Source organism: Micromonospora sp. NPDC049359 (assembly GCF_044466585.1).
Lineage (GTDB): Bacteria > Actinomycetota > Actinomycetes > Mycobacteriales > Micromonosporaceae > Micromonospora.
This window is the reverse complement of record NZ_JBITMW010000006.1, coordinates 97,974-124,702: the sequence shown is the minus strand read 5'-3', so window position 1 is coordinate 124,702 and position 26,729 is coordinate 97,974. Positions and strand designations below refer to the sequence as shown.

General features: G+C 70.9%; 24 protein-coding genes, 1 tRNA gene and 1 other RNA gene. 11 read left to right on the top strand and 15 right to left on the bottom strand.

The genetic code is table 11. From position 1 onward, the window contains the following. Positions 1-3 precede the first annotated feature (3 nt). The 4 genes from ACIBTX_RS16005 (at position 4) to ACIBTX_RS15990 (ending at position 4,481) form a co-directional block, all read left to right on the top strand. Complete coding sequence (locus tag ACIBTX_RS16005) at positions 4-1,248, top strand: cytochrome P450 (protein ID WP_357127979.1); 1,245 nt, start codon at positions 4-6, stop codon at positions 1,246-1,248. Then, a complete protein-coding gene (locus ACIBTX_RS16000) occupies positions 1,245-2,504 on the top strand; it encodes a cation:proton antiporter (RefSeq protein ID WP_357127982.1) in 1,260 nt (419 codons plus the stop codon). Before ACIBTX_RS16005 ends, ACIBTX_RS16000 begins: the two co-directional genes overlap by 4 nt. A 70-nt stretch (positions 2,505-2,574) precedes the next feature. Further along, on the top strand, positions 2,575-3,231 hold the full coding sequence (locus tag ACIBTX_RS15995; protein WP_357127985.1) for a response regulator transcription factor: 657 nt from the start codon (positions 2,575-2,577) through the stop codon (positions 3,229-3,231). Continuing rightward, positions 3,228-4,481, top strand: coding sequence for a HAMP domain-containing sensor histidine kinase (locus ACIBTX_RS15990; protein WP_357127988.1), 1,254 nt, complete (start codon positions 3,228-3,230; stop codon positions 4,479-4,481). The genes ACIBTX_RS15995 and ACIBTX_RS15990 overlap by 4 nt, the downstream gene beginning before the upstream one ends. Positions 4,482-4,522: 41 nt before the next feature. On the opposite strand, the gene ACIBTX_RS15985 is transcribed toward ACIBTX_RS15990, so the two are convergent. Both ACIBTX_RS15985 and ACIBTX_RS15980 read right to left on the bottom strand, forming a co-directional pair. Then, a tRNA-Ala gene (locus tag ACIBTX_RS15985) sits at positions 4,523-4,595 on the bottom strand. An 87-nt stretch (positions 4,596-4,682) separates the two neighbouring features. Next, positions 4,683-5,273 (bottom strand): YqgE/AlgH family protein, encoded by a 591-nt coding sequence (locus tag ACIBTX_RS15980; RefSeq protein ID WP_357127995.1) that lies wholly within the window; start codon positions 5,271-5,273, stop codon positions 4,683-4,685. 172 nt (positions 5,274-5,445) lie between these two features. Between ACIBTX_RS15980 and ACIBTX_RS15975 the strand changes: the two genes are divergently transcribed. Both ACIBTX_RS15975 and mdlC read left to right on the top strand, forming a co-directional pair. Further along, positions 5,446-6,246 (top strand): S-methyl-5'-thioadenosine phosphorylase, encoded by an 801-nt coding sequence (locus ACIBTX_RS15975; RefSeq protein WP_396832647.1) that lies wholly within the window; start codon positions 5,446-5,448, stop codon positions 6,244-6,246. Positions 6,247-6,369: 123 nt separating this feature from the next. Further along, positions 6,370-7,965, top strand: a complete 1,596-nt coding sequence (gene mdlC, locus ACIBTX_RS15970; RefSeq protein WP_396832646.1) for a benzoylformate decarboxylase — start codon at positions 6,370-6,372, stop codon at positions 7,963-7,965. An 18-nt stretch (positions 7,966-7,983) separates the two neighbouring features. Here the strand turns inward: mdlC and ACIBTX_RS15965 are convergent, their stop codons facing one another. From ACIBTX_RS15965 to pruA, 10 genes are all read right to left on the bottom strand, one after another. Continuing rightward, positions 7,984-8,943: a hypothetical protein gene (locus ACIBTX_RS15965; RefSeq protein ID WP_357128004.1), complete on the bottom strand. Its 960-nt coding sequence runs from the start codon at positions 8,941-8,943 to the stop codon at positions 7,984-7,986. 44 nt (positions 8,944-8,987) lie between these two features. After that, positions 8,988-9,461, bottom strand: coding sequence for a hypothetical protein (locus ACIBTX_RS15960; protein WP_396832645.1), 474 nt, complete (start codon positions 9,459-9,461; stop codon positions 8,988-8,990). A 155-nt stretch (positions 9,462-9,616) separates the two neighbouring features. Then, positions 9,617-10,249: a hypothetical protein gene (locus ACIBTX_RS15955; protein WP_357172819.1), complete on the bottom strand. Its 633-nt coding sequence runs from the start codon at positions 10,247-10,249 to the stop codon at positions 9,617-9,619. Positions 10,250-10,332: 83 nt separating this feature from the next. Further along, positions 10,333-10,708, bottom strand: a transfer-messenger RNA (tmRNA) gene (ssrA, locus tag ACIBTX_RS15950). 104 nt (positions 10,709-10,812) lie between these two features. After that, positions 10,813-11,292 carry an SsrA-binding protein SmpB gene (gene smpB / locus ACIBTX_RS15945; RefSeq protein ID WP_124775313.1) on the bottom strand — a complete coding sequence of 160 codons (480 nt, stop codon included), beginning with the start codon at positions 11,290-11,292 and terminating at the stop codon, positions 10,813-10,815. A 304-nt stretch (positions 11,293-11,596) separates the two neighbouring features. Next, entirely contained in the window at positions 11,597-12,472 is an 876-nt protein-coding gene (ftsX, locus tag ACIBTX_RS15940; RefSeq protein WP_355052001.1) for a permease-like cell division protein FtsX, read from the bottom strand. Between the two features lie 68 nt (positions 12,473-12,540). After that, positions 12,541-13,221, bottom strand: a complete 681-nt coding sequence (ftsE, locus tag ACIBTX_RS15935; protein WP_007455859.1) for a cell division ATP-binding protein FtsE — start codon at positions 13,219-13,221, stop codon at positions 12,541-12,543. A gap of 118 nt (positions 13,222-13,339) precedes the next feature. After that, positions 13,340-14,461 carry a peptide chain release factor 2 gene (gene prfB / locus ACIBTX_RS15930; RefSeq protein WP_396832644.1) on the bottom strand — a complete coding sequence of 374 codons (1,122 nt, stop codon included), beginning with the start codon at positions 14,459-14,461 and terminating at the stop codon, positions 13,340-13,342. A gap of 172 nt (positions 14,462-14,633) precedes the next feature. Continuing rightward, positions 14,634-15,149 (bottom strand): PadR family transcriptional regulator, encoded by a 516-nt coding sequence (locus ACIBTX_RS15925; protein WP_266249116.1) that lies wholly within the window; start codon positions 15,147-15,149, stop codon positions 14,634-14,636. 177 nt (positions 15,150-15,326) lie between these two features. Beyond that, positions 15,327-16,955, bottom strand: a complete 1,629-nt coding sequence (pruA, locus tag ACIBTX_RS15920) for an L-glutamate gamma-semialdehyde dehydrogenase (RefSeq protein ID WP_357134758.1) — start codon at positions 16,953-16,955, stop codon at positions 15,327-15,329. A gap of 634 nt (positions 16,956-17,589) precedes the next feature. On the opposite strand from pruA, the gene ACIBTX_RS15915 reads away from it, so the two are divergent. Beyond that, positions 17,590-18,681, top strand: coding sequence for a hypothetical protein (locus ACIBTX_RS15915; RefSeq protein ID WP_396832643.1), 1,092 nt, complete (start codon positions 17,590-17,592; stop codon positions 18,679-18,681). 15 nt (positions 18,682-18,696) lie between these two features. Here ACIBTX_RS15915 and ACIBTX_RS15910 read toward each other — a convergent pair whose 3' ends face one another. After that, complete coding sequence (locus ACIBTX_RS15910; protein WP_357134755.1) at positions 18,697-19,206, bottom strand: DUF6912 family protein; 510 nt, start codon at positions 19,204-19,206, stop codon at positions 18,697-18,699. Between the two features lie 203 nt (positions 19,207-19,409). Between ACIBTX_RS15910 and ACIBTX_RS15905 the strand changes: the two genes are divergently transcribed. Next, the gene (locus ACIBTX_RS15905; protein ID WP_357134753.1) at positions 19,410-19,637 is read left to right on the top strand and encodes a helix-turn-helix domain-containing protein; all 228 of its coding nucleotides are present in this window, start codon (positions 19,410-19,412) and stop codon (positions 19,635-19,637) included. A 212-nt stretch (positions 19,638-19,849) separates the two neighbouring features. Continuing rightward, positions 19,850-20,431 (top strand): Rv3235 family protein, encoded by a 582-nt coding sequence (locus ACIBTX_RS15900; RefSeq protein WP_357134751.1) that lies wholly within the window; start codon positions 19,850-19,852, stop codon positions 20,429-20,431. Between the two features lie 169 nt (positions 20,432-20,600). On the opposite strand, the gene secA is transcribed toward ACIBTX_RS15900, so the two are convergent. After that, complete coding sequence (gene secA, locus ACIBTX_RS15895; protein WP_357134749.1) at positions 20,601-23,528, bottom strand: preprotein translocase subunit SecA; 2,928 nt, start codon at positions 23,526-23,528, stop codon at positions 20,601-20,603. A 168-nt stretch (positions 23,529-23,696) separates the two neighbouring features. Here secA and ACIBTX_RS15890 point away from each other — a divergent pair, with 168 nt between their 5' ends. Both ACIBTX_RS15890 and ACIBTX_RS15885 read left to right on the top strand, forming a co-directional pair. After that, a complete protein-coding gene (locus ACIBTX_RS15890) occupies positions 23,697-24,848 on the top strand; it encodes a GNAT family N-acetyltransferase (protein ID WP_357134747.1) in 1,152 nt (383 codons plus the stop codon). Next, complete coding sequence (locus tag ACIBTX_RS15885) at positions 24,845-25,960, top strand: GNAT family N-acetyltransferase (RefSeq protein WP_396832642.1); 1,116 nt, start codon at positions 24,845-24,847, stop codon at positions 25,958-25,960. The genes ACIBTX_RS15890 and ACIBTX_RS15885 overlap by 4 nt, the downstream gene beginning before the upstream one ends. A gap of 62 nt (positions 25,961-26,022) precedes the next feature. On the opposite strand, the gene hpf is transcribed toward ACIBTX_RS15885, so the two are convergent. Next, a complete protein-coding gene (hpf, locus tag ACIBTX_RS15880; RefSeq protein ID WP_357134743.1) occupies positions 26,023-26,649 on the bottom strand; it encodes a ribosome hibernation-promoting factor, HPF/YfiA family in 627 nt (208 codons plus the stop codon). Positions 26,650-26,729 lie beyond the last annotated feature (80 nt).

Below are 26,729 nucleotides of genomic sequence, written 5' to 3'. Positions count from 1 at the left end.
GCCGTGGTCGACCTCCGAGAGTGGATCTTCCAACGGGTCAATGGGACCGAGGGCGTTCCCATCCCCGGGCCGCTGGTGGGGCCGGAGGACTTCGAGCGGGTCTACGGCGACCCGGCCGCCGACGGGCGCAGCCGCGGGGCGGGCCTGTCGGACCTGTTCTGGTACTGGCTCGCGCCCGGCCCGCACATGCATCAGGAGCACCTTGAGCCCGGTGAGCGGTACAAGACGGTCGCGCGGACGACACGTCAGGTGCTGGCCGTCCCCCACCCGCGCTCCGACGAACTGGCGACGGCCGCGACCCGGCGGATCCTCGACGCTCTTCCGACCGACCGGATCAGCCACGTACGGCTCCGGGACCTGATGATGCCGATCTGGGCCGAGGTCTCGTACGAGCTGGTGTTCGGCGCGGCCTGCCCGCGCGAGGTGCGGGACCTCGTCGTGGCGAACGCGGACGACGTGGTCACCGCGCTGAAGGGGATGGGTCTGCGGCACATGTCCCGGCGGGATCGGCTGACCCGCTACCTGCTGGACCGGATCGACGCGGGGACGTGCCCGGTCGTGCTGCCGCCGCCCTTCACCGCCCTGGAGACCGCCTGGTACCTGCAGGGCGCATTCTTCAACACGGCCGTGGTGCAGATGTCGGAGGCCATGACACACATCCTGCTGTGCGCCCGGTCCGTCGAGGACACGTCGGACGACTCCCTCGACCGGATCATCGACGAGACGCTCCGCGTGTATCCGCTGTTCGGTATCGCACACCGGATCACCTCCGGACCGATCACCGTGGGAGATCACGCCCTCCCCACCGGGTCGGTGCTGCTCTTCAACTACCCGGCGTACCAACGCACCGGTCCCGCCGCCGACGACGAGTTCGACCCGGACCGCTGGCTGTCGTTGCGTCGGCAGGACGCGCACTTCATCCCGTACGGCGTGAACGCCAACCGGGCCTGTCCAGCGCGCGGCGCGGCACCGGTCCAGCTCCGCGCGGCGACCCGGGAGGTGCTACGGCGCTTCTCGGTCAGCTCGTCGGCAGCGCACACCCGGTCGCTGCCCAGTCGCGGTCCGGCGTACCTGACGCCCCGGGGCCTTCCGGGGCCCGGCCGCAAGCGGCTCGCTCTCATGCGGCAGCGCGACCGGCTCTTCGACGTGGGCCGCTCGGTGAAGCAACTGGTCTGCGGGACGTGGATGGTCGTCGACGCCCGACGACAGAAATTGTGCACCCGATTCTTCGAGGAGGTCGGCTCGTGACGCCCACTCAACTCGCCCCGCGGTTCTTCATCGCGGTCGCGGTCATCCTGCTCTTCTGCAAGCTGGTCGCCTGGCTCCTCGGCAAGGTGGGCCAGCCCGCCGTCGTGAGCGAGATGCTCGCCGGGGTGCTGCTCGGCCCGTCGCTGCTCGGCCTGCTCTGGCCGGGCGCGCAGGCCGCGCTCTTTCCCGCGCCGCTGCTGCCGATCCTGTACGTGGTCGGCCAGGTCGGCCTGGTGCTGTTCATGTTCCAGGCCGGATACGCCTTCACCTCCCACCGGCTGAACAATCTCGCCGGCACGGCGGGAGCGGTGTCGCTCGCGGGTGTCACCGCGCCGCTGGTGTTGGGCATCCTGCTGGTCCTGGGCGTGGCGGGCTTCGTACCGATCCGTGCGGACGACGTGTCGCTCGGCGTGTCCGCGGCGTTCGTCGGCGTGGCACTGGCGATCACGGCCTTTCCGATGCTTGCCCGGATAATCACCGAGCGCGGCCAGACCGGTACCCGGCATGGGATGCTCGCCCTGGCCAGCGGCGCGATCGACGACATGGTCGCGTGGATCATGCTGGCGGTGGTGCTGGCGTTCGCCTCGGGCGAAGCCGGCCCGGCCCTGGTCACCGCGGGTGGCGCGGTGCTGTTCGGGGTGGCGCTGTGGCTGGGTGGGCGGCGGGTGACCGGCTACGTGATGGGGTTCCCGGGCGACCGCGCGCGGCTGCTCGGCACGGTGGCGCTGCTCTTCCTGGTCGCCTGGTACACCGACGAGATCGGGCTCTACGCGGTCTTCGGCGCCTTCGCGGTCGGCGTGGTGATGCCGCGCTCCGAGCAGACCGACAAGGTGGTCGACACGCTGTCGCCGATCGCCGCGACGGTGTTCCTGCCGCTGTTCTTCACCTACTCCGGGCTGCGCACCGAGTTCGCGCTGCTGGGCAATCCCGCCGTCCTCGGATTCGCCGCCGCGTGTGTGGCCGTGGCGATCGCCGGCAAGTACGGCGCCTGCTGGGCCGCGGCCCGGATGCGCGGTGAGCCGAACGGGGTCGCCCTGCGCGTCGGCGCCCTGATGAACGCCCGTGGCCTGATGCAGCTGATCGCGCTCAACGTGGGTCTGGAGGCGGGCATCGTCAACCCGTCGCTCTTCACGGTGTTGGTGCTGGTCGCGCTCATCACGACGCTGATGACGACACCGCTGCTGAGCTGGATCGAGCGGCGCGAGGCCCGCACTCGCGCCGCTGCGCCCTCGCTCGTCACCGCCGGAACCCCGTAGATTGTTGTTTGCGACGACAAGTTTTCCGAGACATAGAGACATCTCGATCTGCCGGTGTCACTATCTATACATGAATCGACTCCTGCTCGTCGAGGACGACTCGGAGCTACGCGGGATGGTGGCCGAGACGCTGACCGGCGAGGGATACGTCGTCGACCAGGCCCCCGACGGCCAGCGCGGTCTGCACCTGGGGCTCACCCGGCCGTACGACGTGATGGTGATCGACCGACGCCTACCCGCCCTCGACGGGCTGGACCTGGTCGTGCGGCTGCGCTCCCGGGCGGTGGCCGCCCGGGCGCTGCTGCTGACCGCGCTCGGCACCATCGAGGACCGGGTCGCCGGCCTCGACGCGGGCGCCGACGACTACCTCACGAAGCCCTTCGACCTGGACGAGCTGAGCGCCCGAATCCGGGCACTCTGCCGCCGGACCACCGACTCCACCGAGGTGCTGCGATTCGGGTCGGGCCAGCTCGACCTCTCCGCCCGCGACGCCGTCCTGCCCGACGGCACCCGGGTCGCCCTCTCCGCACGCGAGTTCGAGTTGCTCCGGGTGCTCGCGGCCCGGCCGCTCACCGTCCACTCCCGCTCCGAGTTGCGCAGCCGGGTCTTCGACGAGGCCGCCGCGGCGTCCCTGGTCGACACGTACGTCTACTACCTGCGCCGCAAGCTCGGCCGCTCGGTGATCCGGACCGTCCACGGTCTCGGCTACAAGCTGGGGACCCTGTGAGTTTCGAGGACACCATGCTGCGCCGGGCCAGGGCTCGGGTCAGCCTGCTCGTCGGACTCACGATGACGGCGCTACTCGCCCTGGGCGCCGCCATCTCCTACGTCGCTCTGCTGCACAACCAGCACGAACAGATCGAACGCGAGCTCAGCTACGGCGTGGTCCACGGCACCATCAACGGACCGCCGGCCTGCAGCTGGATCATCCTGTCCGACGGCGGCCGCATCGACCTGGGCCGGAACCCGCCCCCGCCGGGCTTCCCCCTGCGGTCCGCCATCGACGCGGCGGCCCTCGACGGCCAGGTCCACAGCGACAAGGTCGACCGCAACGGCACGACCTACTACGTCCGCACCCAGCCCCGCGGCACGGGAGTCGTGCAAGCGGTGTTCGACGCGCGTTTCCAGCTCTCCGACCGGCGTCACCTGCTCGCCGCCTTCCTCCTCGCCGCGATCGTCGGCCTCGCCGCGGCAGCGCTCACGGGCATCGCCGTGGGCCGCCGAGCCGTGGCGCCGCTCGCCGAGGCGCTCGGCCGGCAACGCCGGTTCGTCGCCGACGCCAGCCACGAGTTGCGCACCCCCATCGCTCAGGTACACACCCGCGCCCAGATCCTGGCCCGCCGCGCCGGCGCCGACCGTGCCGACTACGACCGCCTGATCGAGACCACCGGCCGGCTCGGTGAGATCGTCGACGAGCTCCTACTCTCTGCCCGCCTCGCCGCCACCCCGGTCGACCGGCACCCCGCCGAGCCCGTCAACCTGGCCCTCCTCACCGCCCAGGCCGTCGACTGCGAGGCCGACCGCGCCGGGGAGCAGGGCGTCCAGCTGCACATGACCGTCCCGGACACCCCGGTTCTCGTCTGCGGCATCGCCTCGGCCCTGCGCCGCGTGGTCGGCGAACTGCTCGCCAACGCCCTCACCCACACCCCGACCGGCGGTCGCATCGACGTCGCACTGCACACCTCGCGCCGGGGCGCGGACCTGGTGGTCATGGACAGCGGAGCCGGCTTCGACCCCGCCGACGCGTCACACCTCTTCGACCGTTTCCACCGCGGCGCCGGGGCCGCGGACCGCCGCTTCGGTCTGGGCCTGGCCCTGGTGAAGGAGGTGGTCACCAGCCACGGCGGGACGATCTCCACCGACAGCCGGCCCGGCGCCGGGGCGACCTTCATCGTCCGGCTACCGACAGTTCCGCCGCAGACTCCCCTGAGCGCCCCGATCGGGCGAGGTACCACGCGAAACAGCTCAGCGGCCTGATCGGTATCCCCGACCAAGCCGCTGAGCTGCACAAACAAGGGTGGAGCCGAGGGGACTCGAACCCCTGACCCCCACACTGCCAGTGTGGTGCGCTACCAGCTGCGCCACGGCCCCTTGCCTCGCCCCGGTCGCCCGGGCACTGGGAAACTATACACAGACCCGCCCGCATGGTCATCTCGCGGGGTCCCCACCGGGGCGGGGTCAGTTCAGCGCCACGTCCGGCGGGAAGTGGGCGACGGCGGCCATCATCCCGCCCTGCCGGCGCAGCACCATCGGCCACAGGTCGTCGGGGCGGTCGACGAAGGCGTCGCCGGGCAGGGCGTCCAGCACAAACCAGGACCCGTCGGCGATCTCCTGCTCCAACTGGCCGCTGCCCCAGCCGGAGTAGCCGGCGAACACCCGGATGCCTCCGATGCTCTCGCGCAGCTTCTCCGGGTCGACGGAGAGGTCGATCGTGCCGACCGCCCCGGACACCTGGTGGAAGCCCTTGAGTCGCCGTAGCGGCTGCCGCATCCGGGCCAGGCAGATCGCCGAGTCGGGTTGCACCGGGCCGCCCTCGAAGAGCACCGCCGGGTGGCGAGCCAGGTCGCTCCAGTCGCCCAGCACCTCGGCCACCGGCACCTCGGTCGCCCGGTTCAGGACGACGCCGAGCGCGCCGCCCGGCTCGTGGGCGACCAGCAGCACCACCGTACGGTCGAAGTTCGGGTCCTTGAGCGCCGGAGTCGCGACCAGCAGCCGCCCGGTCATCAACTCCATCGCTCGTCCGCCGATCGCCTGGCCCTCTCCCTGCATCCCACCTACCCGTCAGCCGTGAGCCCGCACCCGGGATCCGTCATCCGCCGCCTCCGCACGGTGCATCGGTATCAGCCGCGCTGTCAACGCCATGCCTGGCACCATAGCCTGCGTCCCGGGCGCTGGCTAAGGTCTGAGCGGCGGGTGATCGGACAGTTGCGACGGAGGTTCTATGGCACCGACGGCGGACCTCGCGGTGATCGGCGGCTCGGGGCTGTACGCGCTCCTCGACGGCACCCCCCATGAGCTGGGCACCCCTTACGGCCCACCGTCGGACGCGGTGACCATCGCGGAGGTGGCCGGGCGACGGGTCGCGTTCCTGCCCCGGCACGGTTCCGACCACCGGTTCCCACCGCACCGAATCCCGTACCGGGCCAACCTGTGGGCGCTGCGCTCGCTCGGCGTACGACAGGTGTTGGCGCCGTGCGCGGTCGGCGGGCTACGCCCGGAGCTGGGCCCGGGCACGTTCGTGGTGCCGGACCAACTCGTCGACCGCACCAGCAGACGGGTGCAGACCTACTACGACGAGGGCGCGGTGCACGTGCCGTTCGCCGACCCGTACTGCCCGAAGGGCCGGCACGCCCTGCTCACGGCGGCGGCCGGGCGGGACGTCACGGCGGTGGACGGCGGGACCGTGGTGGTGGTCGAGGGCCCCCGGTTCTCCACCCGTGCCGAGTCCCGCTGGTACGCGTCGATCGGCGGCACTGTCGTCAACATGACTGGCCACCCGGAGGCGGTGCTCGCCCGGGAGATGGCGCTCTGCTACTCCTCCATCGCGCTGATCACCGACCTGGACGCCGGGGTGCAGGCGGGCGAGACGGTGACCCAGGAGGAGGTGTTCCGGGTGTTCGCGGCCAACACCGACCGGCTGCGGGACGTGCTGCTGGACGCGTTGGCCGCGCTCCCCGCCGAGCAGGACTGCGCGTGTGGTCGGGCGTTGGACGGCATCAAACTGCCCTTCACGCTCCCCTGAGCGCTCCCGGACGACCTCCCCGGACGCCGGAAAAGCCCGAAAGGTCTGTCACATCCCGATAGATTCGGCTGATCGGGAGGGCGGCCCACGGTCGCCCCTGCGCGCGAGCGGAGGCAGGCGACGATGGCAACGGTCCGGGACGCGACGTACGACGTGCTCCGCACCCTGGGCATGACCACCGTCTTCGGCAACCCCGGCTCCACCGAGGAGCCGTTCCTGCAGGACTTCCCGGCCGACTTCCACTACGTCCACGCGCTGCACGAGGCCACGGCCGTGGCGATGGCCGACGGGTACGCCCAGGCCGCCGGCCGGCCCGCGCACGTCAACCTGCACACCGCGCCGGGCATGGGCAACGGGATGGGCAACCTGGTGACCGCCTGGCACAACAAGACGCCACTGATCGTCACCGCCGGTCAGCAGACCCGGGAGATGCTGCTGCTGGAGCCCCGGCTGACCAACCGACGGGCCGTCGAGCTGCCCGAGCCGTACGTCAAGTGGAGCTACGAGCCGGTCCGCGCGCAGGACATCCCGGCGGCGCTGCTGCGGGCGTACGCGACCGCCGTACAGCCCCCGGTCGGTCCGGTCTTCCTCTCCCTGCCGATGGACGACTGGGCCAAGCCCGCCGAGACGCCGCCCGCGGCGCGCTCGGTGGCGACCCGCTTCGGGCCGGACCCGCAGCGGTTGGAGATGTTCGCCCGGGTGCTGGCCGACAGCCGCGACCCGGTCCTGGTGTTCGGCCCCGGCGTGGACCGCTCCGGCAGTTGGCCGGCGGCCGTCGCGCTGGCCGAGCGACTTGCCGCACCGGTCTGGTCGGCACCGGCACCGGAGCGGGGCGTCTTTCCGGAGGACCACCCACAGTTCCGGGGCGTCCTGCCGTTCGCCATCGGGCCGCTCGCCGAGGCGCTGCACGGGCACGACACCGTCCTGGTCGTCGGCGCCCCGGTGTTCCGCTACTACCCGCACGTGCCGGGCAACCACCTGCCGGAGGGCGCCCGGCTGCTGCACGTCACGGACGACCCGGACGAGGCCGCCCGAGCCCCGGTCGGGGACAGCCTGCTCAGCGACCCCGGACTGGCCCTCACCGCCCTGCTCGACCTGGTGCCGGCCGCCGGCCGGCAGCCGCCGGCACCCCGGGCCGTCCCGCCGCCGCCGGCGGTCACCGTGCCGCTGAGCGCCGACGCGATGTTCGCCGCGCTGGCCGCGCACTGGCCGGCCGACGGCGTGCTGGTCCAGGAGTCACCGTCCAACCTGGCCGCGCTGCGCCGCAACCTGCGCATCACCCGACCGGCGTCGTACTTCACGATGGCCAGCGGCGGCCTCGGCTACGGCCTGCCGGCCGCGATCGGGGTGGCCCTGGCCGAACGGGACACCGGGCGCGGCCGGCCGGTGGTCGCGGTGATCGGCGACGGCTCGTTCCACTACTCCGTACAGGCGCTCTGGACCGCCGCGCGCCTGTCCCTGCCCGTCGTGGTCGTCGTGCCGATCAATCAGCAGTACGCGATCCTCAAGGCGTTCGCCGAGCTGAAGGACACACCGGGGGTGCCCGGGCTGGACCTGCCGGGCTTGGACGTCACGGCCATCGCGGCCGGCTACGGCTGCGCCACCGAGGTGGTGCGAACCCCCGACGAGTTCGGCGCGGCCCTCGCGGCCGGGCTGCGCGCCGGGGGTCCCACCGTACTGCCGGTGCCGATCAGCACCGACGTGCCCACGATCCTCTGACCGGCGTACGGGGCGTCGTCACCGCGGGGCGATCGACAGCGGAGCGCCGTTGACGACATCCAGCACGGGCCGTGCCCCCAGCGGCGCGTCCAGGGTGACGGTGACCGGCTGCAGCTTGAGCATGGCGTTGCAGACGCCGGTGGAGCGGGTGACCGTGCCGCCGACCACCACCACGTCCGGCCGTTCCGACACCAGCGGGCTGATGCCCGTGTCACAGGAGCCGACGCCGAGGCGGACGGTCAGTCGTGCGCCGTCCACCGCCACGAGGTCCTGTGCGGCGACCACCCCGTCCGGTGGCGGCTGCGTCGGTGGGGACACCGAGGGGACCGGTGTGACCGCCGTCGGCGCGACGGCGAGCTGGGCCACCGGGGTGGCCAACTCCTCCACCGTGAACAGCCACGCCGGGACCTGCGCCTCGCCCCGACTCGTACGGACGGGCACGGTGCCGAGGGTCACCCCGGTGACGGTCAGCGGGAGGCAGGCCGTCTGCGTCGTGCTGGTGGCCCAACCGTCCGGCCCAGGCTCGACCGTGGGACCGCCGGGGGTCGGTAGTCCGGGCCGCTTCGGCCGACCCGGGCAGGGCAGCGGGTCGCCCTGGGCGAGCTGCCGGTACGCCTCGGCGGCGCTGATGAGCGGCAGGGTCAACCGGCCGTCCGGAAAACGGATCTCGCCACTGACACCGGTCGACGGGATGGCGACCTGCGCGCGGTACCAGCCGGATCGGAAGGCCGTCTCGGTGTCCGGGGTGAAACGCGGATCGCCGGTGAGCACGGTCGGGGCCTGGAGAGGGACGTACCCGTCAATCCAACCGGGACCGGGCCGCCAGGCCGCAGCGACCGCGGCGGCCCGGTCGTCGAACGCACGGTGGGTCGACGCGGTGGGGCCGACGGCGGAATCGGCGGCGGGGCCGAGGCCGGGCGTGGCGCAGGCCACCATGGACAGCAGGGGCAGAACGAGCAGCAGGACCGGTCGACGCATGCCGGGTTCGACGGTGCCGCCGCGGCGTCGGTTCCGGCGTCGGCTCAGGTCTCGCCACCCAGATCCGTCTGGTACGCCTGCCACAGCAGGTTCGCGCCACGACGCCGGTGCCGGGCGAGCGCCCCCAGCAGGTGACCCGTGAAGTGGCGTAGCTCGTCGGGGCTGGCCTCGGGCCGTTCCGCGACCCGCTGCACGGCCAGGATCGCGGCGACGATCGCGGCGTGCTCCCGGGTCAGCAGCCGGATGCCGTGGTCGAGGCGGGGCGAGTGGGTGAGCAGTTCCCGATAGAGGCCGGCCGACCCCTCGGTGACCCGCACGTGCTCGGCGAAGTCCCGCCGGACCGGACGCAGGCGCAGGCGCACGGTATCGCGCCAACGAGGTTCGGTCGTCACGACGGCAACGGCCCGGGTCAGGGCGTGCAGGTCGGCGGCGAGCCCGGCGGAAATCGGCCCGGCGGCGAGGTCGGACGGATGCGGACGGGTCGCGCCCGACGGCTGCTGGACTCCACCGGTGACCATGGCACCTCCCGCGCCGCTACCCCATACCGTGATGGTGAACCCGCCCGTTCGCCCTGTCCAGGGTCCTTCTGGTGCTCATCCACCTCATCAGTCACAAGGCCCACTCGTGGCCCAGGGGTCGCGGATGTCGCAGCGCCGGCACCGGTCGCGGCAGCTCAGGCGTCCGCCAGTCGGCACAGTTGGGCGGCGACGGCGCGAGCGTCGGGTGCAGCCTCGGGCCCACCCGCGACGAACGCGTCGGCCAGCGCGCGCAGCTCGGGCGGCGGCAGGACCGGCAGACCCATGCCCCGAAGCGGGATCGTAGCCCGCTGCCCGCTGACCCGATCGGTGACGACGATGGCCGAAGGACCACCACGGCCCTCCGGGTCGCGGTACGGCCCGGGGTCGACGCGTACGTTGGCGAGATCGACGGTTCGGCTGCGCAGCGCACCTCGCACGTGCACCCGGCTCCCGTCCAACCACGCGGCCGTCCGCAGCACCCGCAGCACCAGGTAGACACCGAGCAGGACGAACGGGAGCCCACACAGCCCGAGGAACAGCCCCCGCCCCGACCCGCCTCCGGATTCCCGCAGCGCGGGCGGCAGCATGCCGGGCGGCAGATCGCGGGCCTCCTCGTAGGTGGCGAACCCGTCCCCGGGGCCGGTGAGGCGACGCAGCAGCCCGCCGGCGATCACCGGCCCCAGCACGAATGCCACCCCGACCGCCGCGACGAGCACCCCCGTCACCACCGCGAGCGTGCGTTGACCGGCTGACGCGCCGACCGACAGACGCAGTCCCTGGTTCGCCACAGCCGCAGCGTAGGCGGCGAAGCCCCACTCGTCACATACGACGATGCGCCCCGGCCGGTGGGCCGGGGCGCATCGTTTCGAGGTGGTGGAGGTGCCGGGAATCGAACCCGGGTCCTTCGCCGGTTTGTCAGGGCTTCTCCGAGCGCAGCTCGCTGTGCCTCTACTCGGCCCCACCGCTCACGCGAGCAAGTTGGTGTGACGGGCCCAGTCGCTGATTGATCTCGCCGCACGGACCCCGCGACCGGGTCCGATTGGCCAGCCTTCTAGCTGATGCCGGCTACTGGGACGAAGGCGTTCCCAGGCCGACAGACTTAGCTACTCGCCTCAGGCGGCGAGAGCGAAGTCAGCGCGAGTGTTCTTGGCGCTTATAAGTTTCCGACGACCGATTCTCGAGACGACGTCGGCTTCCTCGGCTCGCTTCCCCTGTCGCTGCGTACGAAGTCGAAACCAGTCACCCCCTCGACAGGCCACCGATGTGGTGGCACTGACAAGCCTAACGCCTGCCGCAACCGCTTTCATCCCGAGCCCCGGGGCGGCACGCCGACCCGGACAAACAGGATGAACTAGTCGTCCATTCCCTTGCCGCGTCGACCGGACACCCGGGCGATCTCCCGGTCCGCGTCCCGCTTGGCGAGGTCCTGCCGCTTGTCGTACGACTTCTTGCCCTTGGCCAGGGCGATCTCCACCTTGGCCCAACCGTCGGAGAAGTAGACCTGCAACGGGACGATGGTCAGACCGCCCTCCCGGGTCTTGCCGACCAGCTTGTCGATCTCGCCACGGTTGAGCAGCAGCTTGCGGGTACGCCGTGGCTCGTGGTTGGTCCAGGTGCCCTGGGTGTACTCCGGGATGTGCATCGCGTGCAGGTACAGCTCGCCGTCGCGCTCCTGGGCGAACGCGTCCACCAGCGACGCCCGCCCGGCCCGCAGCGACTTGACCTCAGTGCCGGTCAGTGCCATGCCCGCCTCGTACGTGTCGAGGATCGCGTAGTCGTGGCGCGCCTTCTTGTTGGAGGCGACCACCTTGCGCCCCTTCTCCCGTGGCATCGGCGCCACCCCCTTCCCTGGTTCGTCCGACCGCGGGTCACCCCGGCCGGACAACCGATCATGCTACCGGAGTAACAAGGACCCTCCCGCGCCGTTTATTTCCGGCGGCGGGAGGGTCCTTGTCAGACGACGAACCCGACTAGGTCCTGTTTCATAAGGGCGGTCGAGCCGAGGCGGAGTCCGGGCGGCGATCCGGCAAGGCGCGGGGGTGTCCGGATACCGGTGTTGTATCCGGACACCCCCGCAACGCCGCCGGTCGTCGTCCAGGTCCGCCGCAGGCCGACCAGTTCTTGTGAAACAGGACCTAGACCCGCAGGTAGAAGCGCAGGGTGATCCAGGCGGTGGCGGCGCTGACCAGGCCACCGACGAAGGCCATCAGCGGGAAGATGACCAGGATGTCGCCCCAGCTGATCGGCGACAGCAGACCCTGCAACGCCTTGAGTGACCCGTCGAAGAGCAGATATTTCGCTGCCACCAGCGCCACCAGACCGAGCAGTGCGCCGATCAGACCGGCTACCACGGCCTCCAACACGAACGGCGCCTGGATGAACCAGTTGGACGCGCCGACCAGCTTCATGACCGCCACCTCGCGCCGCTTGCTGTACGCGGCGACCTGGATGGTGTTGGCCACCAGGAGCAGCGCGGCGATCGCCATCACGACCGCGGCGGCCAGGGCGATGTTCTGGATCGCGGTGAGCACGTCGAAGATCTTGTCCAGGAGCCGGCTCTGGTCGACGATCTCGTCGACGCCCTCGGTCTCCTTGTACTGGTCGTAGATGTTCTTGTACTGCTCCGGGTTCTTCAGCTTGAGCCGGAACGACTCCGGAAGCTGATCCGGCTTGACCGCGTTCACCAGGTCCGGCGCGTCCTGGTACATCTCCTGGAACTTCTTGTACGCCTCGTCCTTGTTGACGTAGATGACGTCCTTGACCAGGGGGTCGTTCTTCAGCTTGTCGTTCAGGTCGGTGCGCTGCTGCTCGCTCACCTCCTGGGTCAGGAAGATCGAGACCTCGATGTTCTTGTAGTAGAGGTCCTTCATGTCGTCAACCTGGCGGTACATCAGACCGCTGGCACCGAGCATGGTCAGCGAGACCGCCATCGTGATGATCATCGCGACGGTCATGGTCACGTTGCGCCACAGTCCGACCAGTACCTCGGACAGGACGTATTTCACGCGCATCGGGATTTCCTCCGGGTCTCCGGCATGAGGTGTTCGTCGTCAGGCTGCGAAAGGGGTGAAGCGCCGGCTCACCCGTAGACGCCGCGGGCCTGGTCACGCACGATGCGGCCGCTCTCGATCTCGATGACGCGGCGGCGCATCTGGTTCACGATGTTGGAGTCGTGCGTGACCATCACGACGGTCGTGCCGGTGCGGTTGATCCGGTCCAGCAGACGCATGATCTCGATCGAGGTGTCCGGGTCCAGGTTTCCGGTCGGCTCGTCCGCCAGCAGGATCAGCGGACGGTTCACGAACGCCCGGGCGACGGCGACCCGCTGCTGCTCACCACCGGAGAGCTCGTGCGGATAGCGATGCTCCTTGCCACCGAGCCCGACCAGCTCCAGCACCTCCGGCACGACCCGGCGGGCGACCGCCTTGGTCTTGCCGATCACCTCGAGAGCGAACGCCACGTTCTCGTAGGCGGTGCGGTTCGGCAGCAGCCGGAAGTCCTGGAAGACGCAGCCGATCGAACGCCGGAAGTGGGGTCGCTTCCAGGAGCGCATCGACGTGACGTCCTTGCTGTTGACGATGACGCGTCCCTTGTTGGGGGTCACCTCGTGCAGCAGCATCTTGATGATGGTGGACTTGCCGGAGCCGGATGGACCGATGAAGAAGACGAACTCGCCCTTCTCGATCGAGACGGACACGTTGTCGAGCGAAGGCCGGGACGCCTTCGGGTACGTCTTCGTCACTTGCTCAAGCTGAATCACGGGTGGTGAGTCTACGCGGTGTAACAACTGAGCCAAGCCCCACGCCCCGCAGTTGGGGCGCGCGTCGTCGAATCAGGCTCTCACCTGGAGATCGATGACGCGCTCCGCCCACGCATCGTTACGCACTGTCGCTGGCGAGCTGCCGCTGCTTACGCCAACGGATACCGGCCTCGATGAAACCGTCCAGCTCGCCATCGAAGACGGCGCTCGGATTGCCGGTCTCCTGCTCGGTTCGGAGATCCTTCACCATCTGATACGGGTGCAGGACGTACGAGCGCATCTGGTCGCCCCACGAGCCGGCGGCGTTCTCCTTGAGGCCCTCCAGCTTGGCCTGTTCCTCCTGGCGCTTGCGCTCCAGCAGCCGTGCCTGGAGCACCCGCAACGCGGAGGCCTTGTTCTGCAGCTGGGACTTCTCGTTCTGGCAGGTCACCACGATGCCGGTCGGGATGTGGGTGAGCCGGACCGCCGAGTCGGTGGTGTTGACGCTCTGCCCACCCGGGCCGGAGGAACGGTAGACGTCGACGCGTACCTCGTTCTCCGGGATGTCGATGTGGTCGGTCTGCTCGGTCACCGGCAGCACCTCGACGCCCGCGAAGCTGGTCTGCCGGCGGCCCTGGTTGTCGAACGGGCTGATGCGGACCAGCCGGTGGGTGCCCGACTCGACGCTGAGGGTGCCGTACGCGTAGGGCACCTTGACCGCGAAGGTGGCCGACTTGAGGCCCGCCTCCTCCGCGTACGAGGTCTCGTAGACCTCGGTCGGGTAGCCGTGCCGCTCGGCCCAGCGCAGGTACATCCGCAGCAGCATCTCGGCGAAGTCCGCCGCGTCCACGCCACCGGCGCCGGCCCGGATGGCGACCAGCGCCTCCCGGGAGTCGTACTCGCCGGAGAGCAGCGTGCGGACCTCCATCTCCTGGATGGATTTGGTCAGGCCGGTGATCTCCACCTCGACCTCGGTCAGCACGCCGGGGTCGGACTCGGCCTCGGCCAACTCCAGCAGCACCCGGGCGTCGTCGAGCTGGGAGCGCAGACTGCCCAGCTTGCTGATCTCGCCGTTGACGTACGACAGCTGAGAGGTCACCTGCTGCGCCTTGGCCTGGTCGTCCCACAGGTCAGGGGCGGACGCCTCCTGCTCCAGGCGGGCCTTGTCCTCGTGCAGCCGGTCCAGATTGAGGACGGCCTCGATGTTGCGCAGGGTCGCGTCGAGTTCCTTGAGCTGTTCGGCGTAATCGGCAGCGGTCACGACAGACAAGCGTACTGCGCGGACGAGGAGTGAGCTTGCGAGCCCCGCAGGTCCGCGCCAAATAAACTCCGCGCGGACGAGGAGTGAGCTTGCGAGCCCCGCAGGTCCGCGCCAAATAAATTCCGCGTTCCGGAAGCCGCAGCCCGTTCGGTGTCCGTGAAACCGCCGACGGTCACCCGGCGGGGGCGGACTTCAGCCAGGACAGGGCCGCCCGGTGATAGGCGACGGCGAACTCCAGCGCGCTGGCGTCGTACGTCTCGCCGTCCCGTTTGGCGTTCTTGACCTGCTCCCGGACCTGGGCGAGGGCCTCGGTGTGGTATTCGTTGGCCGAGGCGTACAGGCTCTTGAGCTGGCTGGACGAGTGGAGGTTGCCGAAGGCCATCCGGAGCGCGATCGGGTTGCGGATGGTGTCCCGCCCCGGGTTCTCCGCCAGCCAACGGGAGAACGTCCGTTTCCCGCTGGCGGTGAGCGCGTACGGCTGGCTCATTCGGGGGCCCGGCTTGCCGAGCCGTACGTAGCCCCGCTCGGCCAGAACCGGCAACTCGCGGTAGACCTGACTACGGGTCATCGACCAGTAGGGCGCCAGCCGGCGCTCTGCGGCGGCCATCAACTGGCCGCCTGTCATGGGACCCTCGTGGAGCAGCCCGAGAAGGGCCGCCGCCGTGGGGTTGACTCCGGATTCCGCCATGCCCGTTACGCTGCCACTTTGCGCTGCCGGCGTCCAGGATTTGGCGGTTTGCCACCCAAGAAGGACTTCCTAAGTGCACTGTCGGCGACAGACTGTCCGTAGAGGACTATCGATGGACCGCCGGTGAAAGGAAGGGCCCCTTGTTATGCACCAGGCGTTAACAAGGGGCCCTTCCTTTCAGCCCATGTGGGGGTACGTGTGGTCGGTCGGCGGCACGAAGGTCTCCTTGATCGTGCGCGGCGACACCCAGCGCACCAGGTTGAGCCAGGAGCCCGCCTTGTCGTTGGTACCGCTGGCGCGGGCCCCACCGAAGGGCTGCTGCCCGACGACCGCGCCGGTCGGCTTGTCGTTGATGTAGAAGTTGCCGGCCGCGTACCGCATGCGCTCGCCGACCGCGTCGACGACCCGGCGGTCGGTGGCGAACACCGACCCGGTCAGCGCGTACGGGGCGATCGACTCGGCCTGCGCGACCACTTCGTCGAAGCGGGCGTCGTCGAACACGTGGACGCCGAGGATCGGCCCGAAGTACTCGGTGGTGAACGTCTCGTGCGCGGCGTCGGAGCACTCGAAGAGCGTCGGCCGGACGAAGTAGCCGACCGAGTCGTCCGCCGTGCCACCGGCCAGCACCCGGCAGCTGTCGTCACCGTTGATCAGCTCCAGCGCCGCAGTGTGCCGGGCGAACGCCTTGTCGTCGATCACCGCGCCACCGAAGTTGCCGAAGTCGGCCACGTCGCCGTAGGTCAGCGAGTCGGCGGTCGCGGCCAGACGGTCACGCAGGCCACCTTCCCAGATCGAGCGCGGCACGTACGCCCGCGAGGCGGCCGAGCACTTCTGACCCTGGTACTCGTACGCGCCGCGGATCAGCGCGGTGTGCAGGGCGTCCACGTCGGCGCTGGTGTGCGCGACCACGAAGTCCTTGCCGCCGGTCTCGCCGACCAACCGCGGGTAGCCCCGGTAGCGCGCGATGTTGTCGCCGACGGTCTTCCACAGGTGCTGGAACACCTTCGTCGAACCGGTGAAGTGGATACCGGCCAGGTCCGGGTCGGCGAGCACGACATCGGACACCTCCTCGCCCCGGCCGGTCACCATGTTGATCACGCCGGGCGGCAGGCCGGCGGCCTCGAAGAGCCGCATGGTGAAGTGCGCGGCGAACTGCTGGGTCGGGCCCGGCTTCCAGATCACGGTGTTACCCAGCAGCGCCGGCGCGGAAGGCAGGTTGCCGGCGATGGCGGTGAAGTTGAACGGGGTGACCGCGTAGACGAAGCCCTCCAGGGGCCGGTGGTCGAAGCGGTTCCACACGCCGGGCGACGACGCCGGCTGCTCCTCGAGCAGACGCCGTGCGAAGTGCACGTTGAAGCGCAGGAAGTCGATGAACTCGCAGGCCGAGTCGATCTCCGCCTGGATCGCGGTCTTCGACTGGCCGAGCATGGTGGCGGCGTTGAGGGTGTCCCGCCACGGGCCGGCGAGCAGTTCGGCGGCGCGCAGGAAGATCGCGGCGCGCTCCTCGAACGGCAGCGCCCGCCACATCGGCGCGGCGTCCTTGGCCGCCTTGATCGCGGCTCGGGCGTCGTCGTGGGAGGCGTGCGCGGTCACGCCCAGCACGTGCGCGTGCTTGTGCGGCTGCACCACGTTGATCGGGTCGCCCGCCGCCATCCGCTGCTGCCCGCCGATGGTCATCGGCAGGTCGATGCGCTCGGCGGCCAGCTCGGTCAGCCGCCGCCGCAGCCGCTCCCGGTCTGCGCTGCCCGGCTCGTAGTTGCGGACCGGCTCGTTGCGCGGCTCGGGAACGGAGAACACGGCATCCATCAAGGCTCCTGGCGATCTCGACAGCGGTGGCGAAACCGGACCCGCGGGCACCGACCGGATAGTCGGACACCGGACGCCGCGCGGGGTAGCCGAGCAGCGGCGGGACCTCCCGCGATTGTTTCACGCGTCGGTGCTGGCCCTGCCGCCGCCGTCACTGCCTGGCTCAGGACCGACTGGCCCTTCTCTCCTTACCGGTCGCGGCTCGCTGTGCGGCTCGCCGTGCGGCTCGCCGTGGTGGGGCTGGGGCGACCGTCCCCGGCTCCGGGCGGTCAGGCTTGATCCCTCCGCCGGGGACGCTCGCCCCAGCCCCGACGTTGGTTGCCGTCCGCGCGCCCGTCGCTGTTCTTCGGGGGTACGCCTTGACGCGCCCTGGGGTACGCCTTGACGAGCCCTGGGGTACGCCTTGACGCGCTGCCCATCCTGCGAACTCGACGCGCCGCCCGTCCTGCGGAGCTGCAGCCGTGCCCTACCCCTGGGGCGTTCGACGGCGCTCGACTTGTCCTGATGGCTCGACTGGTCCCAATGGTCGGCTGTGGCGGGCCGGCGTACCCCGGGGGTGTGGCTCGTACTCTGCGGGGCGCGGGGGTCCGCGTACCCTGAATGGTCGGTGACCTGGCGCCTCGAAGGGGAGACGATGACCAAGCAGCCCGGCCGCGACTCAGCCGCGGAGTCGGACCAGCCGGCGGTCGACGCGACCAGCCCGACCGGCCGGTCCCTCCCGGCGCCCGGAGCGGCGGTCCTCGCGCTGCTGGCGCTCGGCTGGCTGGCCGCCATGCTCTGGTCGACCCGGCAGGCCATCACCTCGGCGGCGGCAGGCATCACCGCGATCAGCCTGTCCGCGTTCGCCCTGCCCGGCGTGATCTCGGCCGCGCTCGTGGCCGGCGCGGCCACCGCGCTGGCCTTCGGCAACCTGCTGTCCCGCCGGTACGGCGACGGGACCACCCTGCGTTTCGTCGGCGCGATCGGGGCCGGGATGGTGGTCGGGCTGCTCGCCGCGCTGGCGATCAACCTCACCTACTTCGACACCTCGACCACCAACGTGATCGCCGGCACCACCGCGGCCGCCGCGATCATCGGCGGGGCGATCGCGGGCGCCCGGACCGCCCCGGCGGTCGGTGCGGTGGTGACCGCCGCGCTGGGCACGCTGGTCTTCGTAGTGGCGTTCAGCCGTGCCCGGGACCCGCTGTTCGACCTCTTCGGCGCGGGCGACACCCAGCAGTCGCTCGTCGACGCGGCCAAGTGGGTGTCCCGCACCGAGTCGCTCCTCGGCGGCCTGGTCGCCGGACTACTCGCCTTCGGTTACCTCACCTGGGCGCGGCGTCGAGCCCTGCGGCGTGATCCGCAGACGCGCGCGCTGCGCTGGCCGGCGTACCTGCTCGCGGGCGCCGGACCGGGCCTGCTCCTGCTGCTCGCCGAAGTGATCATCCGGATCGGCGGCCGCTCACTGCTCGACCTGGCCAGCGCGCTCAGCGAGGCGGACGCGGTGGCGCAGACGTCGCTGGGCACCTCGCGGGTGGACAACGGCATCTGGGTGCTGTTCGTGGGGGCGCTGACCGCGCTCGTCGCGTTCGGCCGAACGCTCGGCCCAGCACAGATCGACGACGAGCCGGCCCCGACCGGCCGACCCGGCACCGGGCAGGCGACCACCGCGAGCGCCACCGGCGACGTCGACGAGGACGAGCCGGACACGGCGGTCCGGGAGGCGGACGCCGACCCGGCCCGCTGAGACGCGTGCGGCTGCTCAGCCGGCGGCGCGCAGCAGGATGTCCAACTCCGTCACGTCGTACCACTCAAGCTCGTGATCCTCGGCGCCGTCGACGGTGAACTGCGCGTCCGGGTCACCGGCGGCGGCCTCGGTCACCACGTCGGCCGCTGCGGCGACCTCTTCGACGGCGTCCGTGCCGTCCACGTGGATCGCCGCGACAGCCCCCACCGGCACGGTGTCGGTCAACGTCACCAGGCTGGAGCCCAGCTCGCCGTCGCCACGACCGAGCGCGGCGGGCGACAGATCGACCGAGACGACCACGCGGCGGCGTGGCGCGGCCGGATCCTCCCGGAGCAGGTGCAGCGCGTCCTGGGCGGCCCGGGTGAACGCGACGTACTCCAACTCCTCCTCGTCGCCCTCGGCGTACCACTCGCGCAGCGCGGGCGTCACCGCGTGCGCGGTGTCGGCGGTCAGCCCCTCCTCGCGCAGGCGGGCCAGCATGGGTACGGTCGCCGGCACGTACACCCGGACAAGCTCGTCGGTCACCGGTCGTCTCCCCGCTCGATTCCGTGCCGGCGGTAGCCGGCACGGGCGCAGATCATGCCGCACGCCGTGACCGTCATACACCTCGCCTCCGGCCGGTGGAAGTTTCCCGCCGGTGTGTCCGCCACCGATGGCCGCAGCGATGTTGGGTGGTGAGCCCTGTCGGTGGCAAACTGAGGCAAACGACGTCAACCCCGGGAGTTCCTGTGGAGCCGAGGTTCCTGCTGCTCTCCGACGTGGCCGCCGAGCTGAACGTGTCGGACTCGCAGGTCTACCACATGGTCCGCAGCGGGGAGCTGCCGGCGATCAAGGTCGGTGGGCGCGGTCAGTGGCGGGTCGAGCGGGCCCGACTGGAGGAGTACATCGCGCAGAAGTACGCCGAGACCGCCGACTGGGTACGCGAGAACCCCCTCGTCGACCGCGACCCCGAGTAGCCACGCCCGGCCCTCCGCTCGGTGATCCACTCCAGATCACCGATGTCGCGCCGTTCGATCGGCCCGGATACCACCACCTCCGCGAACCCGAGTCGATCATGCAGATGCGCGGCCCATTCGCCGCAGGCGCCATTGACCGGGGCCACTCCATGTCCGAGAATCTAGTTAGTCGGAGGCAAACGAAGGCAAACGCAAGATCACGGGAGGCAGCGATGAGCGAGCGGCGACCCGGAGTCTCCCGACCACCCGTGCGCCTGCGTCCCGTCCCGCCCATCGACCCGCCGTACCAGGACGAGACGTACTGGCCGGGGCCGACCCACGGTCAGCTCGCCCTCGACCTCTTCGCCTCGACACGACCGGATCCCGTCCGGCCCGCGGTGCGCCGCACGGCCCCACGCCGTACGCCCGCGCATCCGGCCAACCAGCCGGGCACTCCCCTGCCCCCGACGACGGCGCCCGAGGCCACCCGGGCCGCGCACCGCTTCGTCGGCACCTGCCTTGAGGTGGTCAACGGCTACCGCTCGCCGGCACAGGTACGCCCTCTGCTCGACCCGGGCCGGGCGACCGACCTGCTCACCGAACTCGCTCGGGCCAGCGGGCGGGCCGGGCCGGCGCGGCGTCGGGCGACCCGGCCGGCACTGCGGCTCACCCGGCTGCGGGTCTGCGAACCTCGCGAGGCAGCCGTGGAGGCAGCCGCCGTGGTGAGTGGCCCTGGTGGCCGCAGCTGGGCCATGGCGGTACGCCTGGAGCACCGGCGGGGCCGCTGGCTGTGCACCGCCCTGCAGGTCCTCTGACCGCGTTGATCAGCTCGACGTCCAGGAAAGCGCGGCATCAACCGGCCGCTGACACACCGACTTCCCGGAAGCGGAGTCGATCTCACTCCCGGGCCAGACGCCGACCGGGGCCGGAGACGCCGATGGGCCCCGGCCTTGTCGGCCGGGGCCCATCGGGACGCGGTGTCGGTCAGTTGCCGCCGTTGGGTGCGCCGTGGCAGCGCTTGTACTTGCGACCCGAACCGCACGGGCACGGCGCGTTGCGGGACGGGCCGTTGCCGGCGTCGGCCTGGTTGGCGGCCGGACGCCGGGACCCCGCCGACGGGAGCGTCGGGCCGCGCAGCCCCGAGGCCGGCCGCTGCGGGGCGGACGGTGCGCCCTGCCCGGGTGCCGCCGGAGCGCCCTGGGCCGGGCGGCCCACGCCGAGCGCCGGCGCCTGCTGCTGCTCCTGTTCGAAGGCGACAGCACCGGGGCTGGCCTCGCCGTCGATGGTCGGAGCGGAGTACTGCAGACCCTGCCGCTGCGGCGCACGGTTCAGACCCTTGGCCCGGATCTCCACCGGCTTGTCGAGCAGCGTGACCTCTTCCGAGTCGGCTTCGGGCTCCGGCTCGGTGACCTGGACGTCCACGTTGTAGAGGAAACCGACGGTCTCCTCCTTGATGCCTTCCATCATGGTGGCGAACATGTCGAAGCCCTCGCGCTGGTACTCCACCACCGGGTCGCGCTGGGCGTACGCCCGGAGGTTGATGCCCTCCTGGAGGTAGTCCATCTCGTACAGGTGCTCGCGCCACTTGCGGTCGATCACCTGGAGCAGCACCATCCGCTCGAGCTGGCGCACCCCTTCGGTGCCGAGCTGCTCCTCGCGGCGGTCGTACGCGGCGTTGGCGTCATCCTTGAGGCGGGCGACGAGGAAGTCGGCGTCCATGCCGGCCCGCGAGCCGCCGGCCTCCTCCTCCAACTCCTCGATCGTCACGCCGACCGGGTAGAGCTGCTTGAGGCTGGACCAGAGCTGCTCAAGGTCCCAGTCCTCGCCGTAGCCGTCCGAGGTGGCACCCCGCACGTACGCCTCGACGGTGTCGTCGATCATGTTGCGGACCTGGTCGGACAGGTCCTCGCCGTTGAGCACCCGCAGCCGCTCGGCGTAGACGACCTGGCGCTGCTTGTTGAGCACCTCGTCGTACTTCAGAACGTTCTTGCGGATCTCGGCGTTCTGGCCCTCGATCTGGGCCTGGGCGCTCTTGATCTGGCGGGTGACCATCTTCGACTCGATGGGCACGTCCTCCGGGATGTTGAAGCGCTCCATCACGGCCTCGACCGCGCCGGCCCGGAAGCGGCGCATCAGCTCGTCCTGCAGGGACAGGTAGAACCGGGACTCGCCCGGGTCGCCCTGCCGGCCGGCACGACCGCGCAGCTGGTTGTCGATCCGCCGGGACTCGTGCCGCTCGGTGCCCAGCACGTACAGGCCACCGGCGGCGGCGACCTCGTCCGCCTCGGCGTCGCAGGCCTGCTTCCAGGTAGGCAGGACCTCCTCCATCGCCTTGGCGTAGTCCTCCTCGTTCTCCAGCGGGTCGAGACCGCGCTGGCGCAGCTCGTTGGCCGCCAGGAACTCGGGGTTGCCGCCGAGCAGGATGTCGGTGCCGCGGCCGGCCATGTTGGTGGCGACGGTGACCGCGCCCTTGCGCCCGGCCTGGGCGACGATCTCCGCCTCGCGGGCGTGGAACTTGGCGTTCAGCACGTTGTGCGGGATGCCCCGGCGGCGCAGCAGCTGGGAGAGGATCTCCGAGTTTTCCACCGAGACGGTGCCGACCAGCACCGGCTGGCCCATCTGGTGCCGCTCGGCGATGTCCTCGATGACGGCGTTGAACTTGGCCTTCTCCGTCTTGTAGATGACGTCCGGCCGGTCCTCACGGACCATCGGGCGGTGCGTCGGAATGCTCACGACGCCGACCTTGTAGACCTTGTTGAACTCGCTCGCCTCGGTCTGCGCCGTACCGGTCATCCCGGACAGCTTGTTGTAGAGGCGGAAGTAGTTCTGGAGGGTGATGGTGGCCAGGGTCTGGTTCTCCTGCTTGATCTCCACCCCCTCCTTGGCCTCGATCGCCTGGTGCATGCCCTCGTTGTACCGACGGCCGTGCAGGATGCGACCGGTGAACTCGTCGACGATCAGGACCTCACCGTCGCTGACGATGTAGTCCTTGTCGCGCTTGTAGAGCTCCTTGGCCTTGATGGCGTTGTTGAGGTAGCCGACCAGCGGGGTGTTCACCGACTCGTACAGGTTGTCGATGCCGAGCCGGTCCTCGACCTTGGCGACGCCGCGCTCGGTGACCGCGATGGTGCGCTTGGAGTGGTCGACCTCGTAGTCGCCCTCGCCATCCGTGCCGGGCTGGAGCCGGGCCACCACGCCCGCGAACTCGCCGTACCAGCGGGCCGAGTGCTCGGCCGGGCCGGAGATGATCAGCGGGGTGCGCGCCTCGTCGATCAGGATCGAGTCGACCTCGTCGACGACCGCGAAGTTGTGGCCCCGCTGCACCAGCTCGTCCTTCGACCAGGCCATGTTGTCGCGCAGGTAGTCGAAGCCGAACTCGTTGTTGGTGCCGTAGGTGATGTCGCACTCGTAGGCGGCCTTGTGCTCGGCGGCCGGCCGGTTGGGCAGCACGACGCCGACGGTCAGCCCGAGGAACTCGTGCACGCGACCCATCCAGGCCGCGTCGCGCTGGGCGAGGTAGTCGTTGACGGTGACCACGTGCACACCGTCGCCGGAGAGCGCGTTGAGGTAGACGGCCATGACCGAGGTCAGCGTCTTACCCTCACCGGTCTTCATCTCGGCGATGTTGCCGAAGTGCAGCGCCGCGCCGCCCATCACCTGGACGTCGTACGGCCGCTGGCCGAGCACCCGGGCGGCCGCCTCACGGGCCACCGCGAACGCCTCCGGCAGCAGGTCGTCGAGGGTTTCACCGTCGGCGAGCCGCTCGCGGAACTGCTCGGTCATGCCGCGCAGCTCCTCGTCGGTGAGGTTGACGTAGTCGTCCTCGATCGAGCTGACGGCGGCGGCGATGGCCTTGAGCCGGCGCACCATGCGGCCCTCGCCCGCGTTAAGGACCTTTTCCAGAATCGACACGGATCAACGCTCCCCTAGACAGTCTCGAACCATCGTAGGCGCAACATCGGCGCGATGGTCACTGGTGGCGGTGGTCCGCTCCGCCGAACCCGACATAACACGCGCACGGGCCGCGCCCGGGACGTTATCCGGTTACGCCCAGGGCGAACGTTCCGGCACGATGCACGGGTGGAGCCTGTGGAGATCATCGAGGACGGCGTCCTGCTGCGGCCCTGGCGGGAGGCGGACGCCGACGACGTGTACCGCGCCTGCCAGGACCGGGACATTCAGCGTTGGACCACCGTACCGCGCCCGTACCTTCGCGAACACGCCCACGATTTCGTCACGCGGCTGAGCCCGCGAGCATGGGCGGACGGCATCAGGGCGCCGTTCGCCGTCTGCGACGCGGCCAACGGCGACCTGCTCGGCTCGTGCGGGCTGATCTCCATCGACGACGCCGGCACCGGCGAGATCGGCTACTGGACGGCCCCGTGGGCGCGCGGCCGGGGGGTGACCGTGCGGGCCACCCGGGCGGTGTCCCGCTGGTCCTTCGAGAAGCTGGGGCTGCGCCGGCTGCTGTGGCAGGCGGAGGTGGGCAACCACGCCTCCCGGCTGGTCGCGCTGCGGGCCGGGTTCCGGATCGACGGCCGGGTACGGCGGGCGAACCCGGCGCCGGAGGGCGGCGTGGACGGCTGGATCGGCACACTGCTGCCCGGCGAGGTACCCGAAGCAGGGTCGACCGGGCCGGCCGCCCGAGGCACCCTGGCGGCACGCCGGGCCGCTGTCTTCGGTCGCCCACAGCCGACGCTGTTCGCCACCTCGGCCGGCAACGAGCTACGACTCCGACCGATGGAGGAGCGCGATCTCGACGCCGTGGTGCAGACCTGCCGGGACCCGGAGACGATCCGATGGACCACGGTCCCGGACCCGTACGACCTCTCCGACGCGCAGGGCTACCGGGGTTACGCCCAGGATGCCTGGGCACGGGGAGATTCCGCCTGCTTCGTGATCGCCGACCCGGACGACACCTACGTCGGCACTCTGGACCTGCGGCTCTCCCCCGCCGACCCGCTACTCGGGGACGTGGGCTTCATGGTCGCCCCGGCGGCACGCGGGCGGGGGTACCTGCCGGCCGCGCTCCTCGCGCTCAGCGCCTGGGGCTTCACGGCCCTCGGCCTGGCGCGCATCGAATGGAAGGCGAACGTGGGCAACACCTCCTCCCGGCGGGCCGCCGAAAAGGCGGGCTTCACCTTCGAGGGGACCGCCCGGGGCGGGGTCCAGCACCGAGGTGAACGAATCGACGCCTGGGTGGCCGCGCTGCTCGCCGAGGACCTGACGTGACGGTCCCGCCGCCGATCGTCGAGGCACACGGGGTACGGCTGCGGCCGTTCCGCGCCGACGACATCGCGGACCTGGTCGACGGGTGTGCGGACCCGCTCAGCCAGCGGTTCGTGTCCACCATGCCGTCCCCGTACACCGAGGTCGACGCCCGCTCGTGGGTGAAGGCCGGCGCGCCGGCGGTCTGGGCCGGCGGCGGCGCCGCGTACGCCATCGCGGACCCGGCCACCGACCGGCTGCTCGGCGCTACCGGGTTGAGCAACCCGATGCCCGCCCGGAGTCAGGCGGACATCGGCTACTGGCTGCGGCCGGCCGCGCGGGGACGCGGACTGGCCACCGCCGCGACCCGCGCGCTGAGCGAGCACGCCTTCGACATCGGAACGCGGCGGCTGGAGCTGCACACCGAGCCGGAGAACGCGGCCAGCCAGCGCGTCGCGCTGGCCGCCGGCTTCCGCTACGAGGGCCTGCGGCGGTCCGCCGGTCAGGACCGGAACGGCAGACGGTACGACCTGCTGACGTGGGTACGCCTCGCCGAGGATCCGCCCGGCCCGACCCCTCGGCTGCTGCCGGACCTGCCCGACGGGATGCTCACCGACCAGGTGGTGGCGCTGCGCCGGCTCGCGCCGCAGGACGCGGAGATGATGTACGGGCTGCACAGCCGGCCGGAGGTGGTCGCCAACCAGGCGCCGCCGGTGCCGCCGACGCGGGAGTCGATCGAGCGGCGCTGCCGGCTGGCCGAGAGCGCGTGGCTGACCGGCGACATCGCCCGGCTCCTCATCGTCGACGTGGCCACCGGCGAGCCGGCGGGCAGCTGCGGACTGTCGTACACCGAGGTGACCAGCGGGGAGGGGTCGATCGGCTACGCGCTGCTCCCCCGGTGGCGGGGGCACGGCTACGCCACCCGGGCGGTCCGGCTGCTCGCGGCCTGGGCGTTCGGGCCGGCCGGCCTCGCCCGGCTGACGGCCGGCACGGTGCCGGAGAACACCGCCTCGCACCGCGTGCTGGAGCGGGTCGGCTTCCAGCGCGAGGGCCTGCAACGGGGGCGTCTGCCCGGCCTGGCGGGCACTCGCCTCGACGACCTGACCTTCGCCCTGCTCCCCGCCGACCTGGGCTGACGGAGCACGGGGGCCGTGACGGACGACCGCCACGACCCCCGCGCTCGACGGGTCGAACCGCCTCAGGTGTCGAGGGAGATGATGCCGTAGTCGTAGGCGTGACGTCGGTAGACGACGCTGGGGCGGCCGGTCTCCTTGTCCTGGAAGAGGTAGAAGTCGTGGCCGACGAGTTCCATCTGGAACAACGCGTCGTCGATGGTCATGGGCTCGGCCGGGTGAACCTTCTCCCGGGCGAGGTGCCACGGCTGGTCGTACTCCTCCTCGACGCGCTCCGCGACGGCGGTGCCGGCGCGGGCGTTCGACGCGGACAGCGGGGCGGCCACCAGGTCGGTGACCGGCAGGTCGGCGGTGGCGGCGGCCACGGAGATCGGCGCGTGCCGACCACGGTGTACGCGCCGGCGGTCCGCCGCGCGGCGTAGCCGGGTGTCGAGTTTCGCGATGGCGGCGTCGAGCGCGCTGTAGAAGTCGTTCGTGCAGGCCTCGGCCCGGATTACCGGACCACGCGAGACGCAGGTGATCTCCACCCGCTGGCAGTGGTCGGCCTGGCGCGGATTGCGCTCGTGAAACAGCTCGACATCGATGCGAATAATCTTGTGGTCGTAACGTTCGACCTTTGCGAGTTTCTCGGCTACGTGTACCCGGTAATGGTCCGGCACTTCGACGTTGCGGCCCTTGACCACGATGTCCACGTGACCTCCTTTGTTCGGACGTCTTCGATCCGGTTTCTCCCGGTCGTGCGCCTCAGGAAGACCCGCTGGCGTCGACCGGT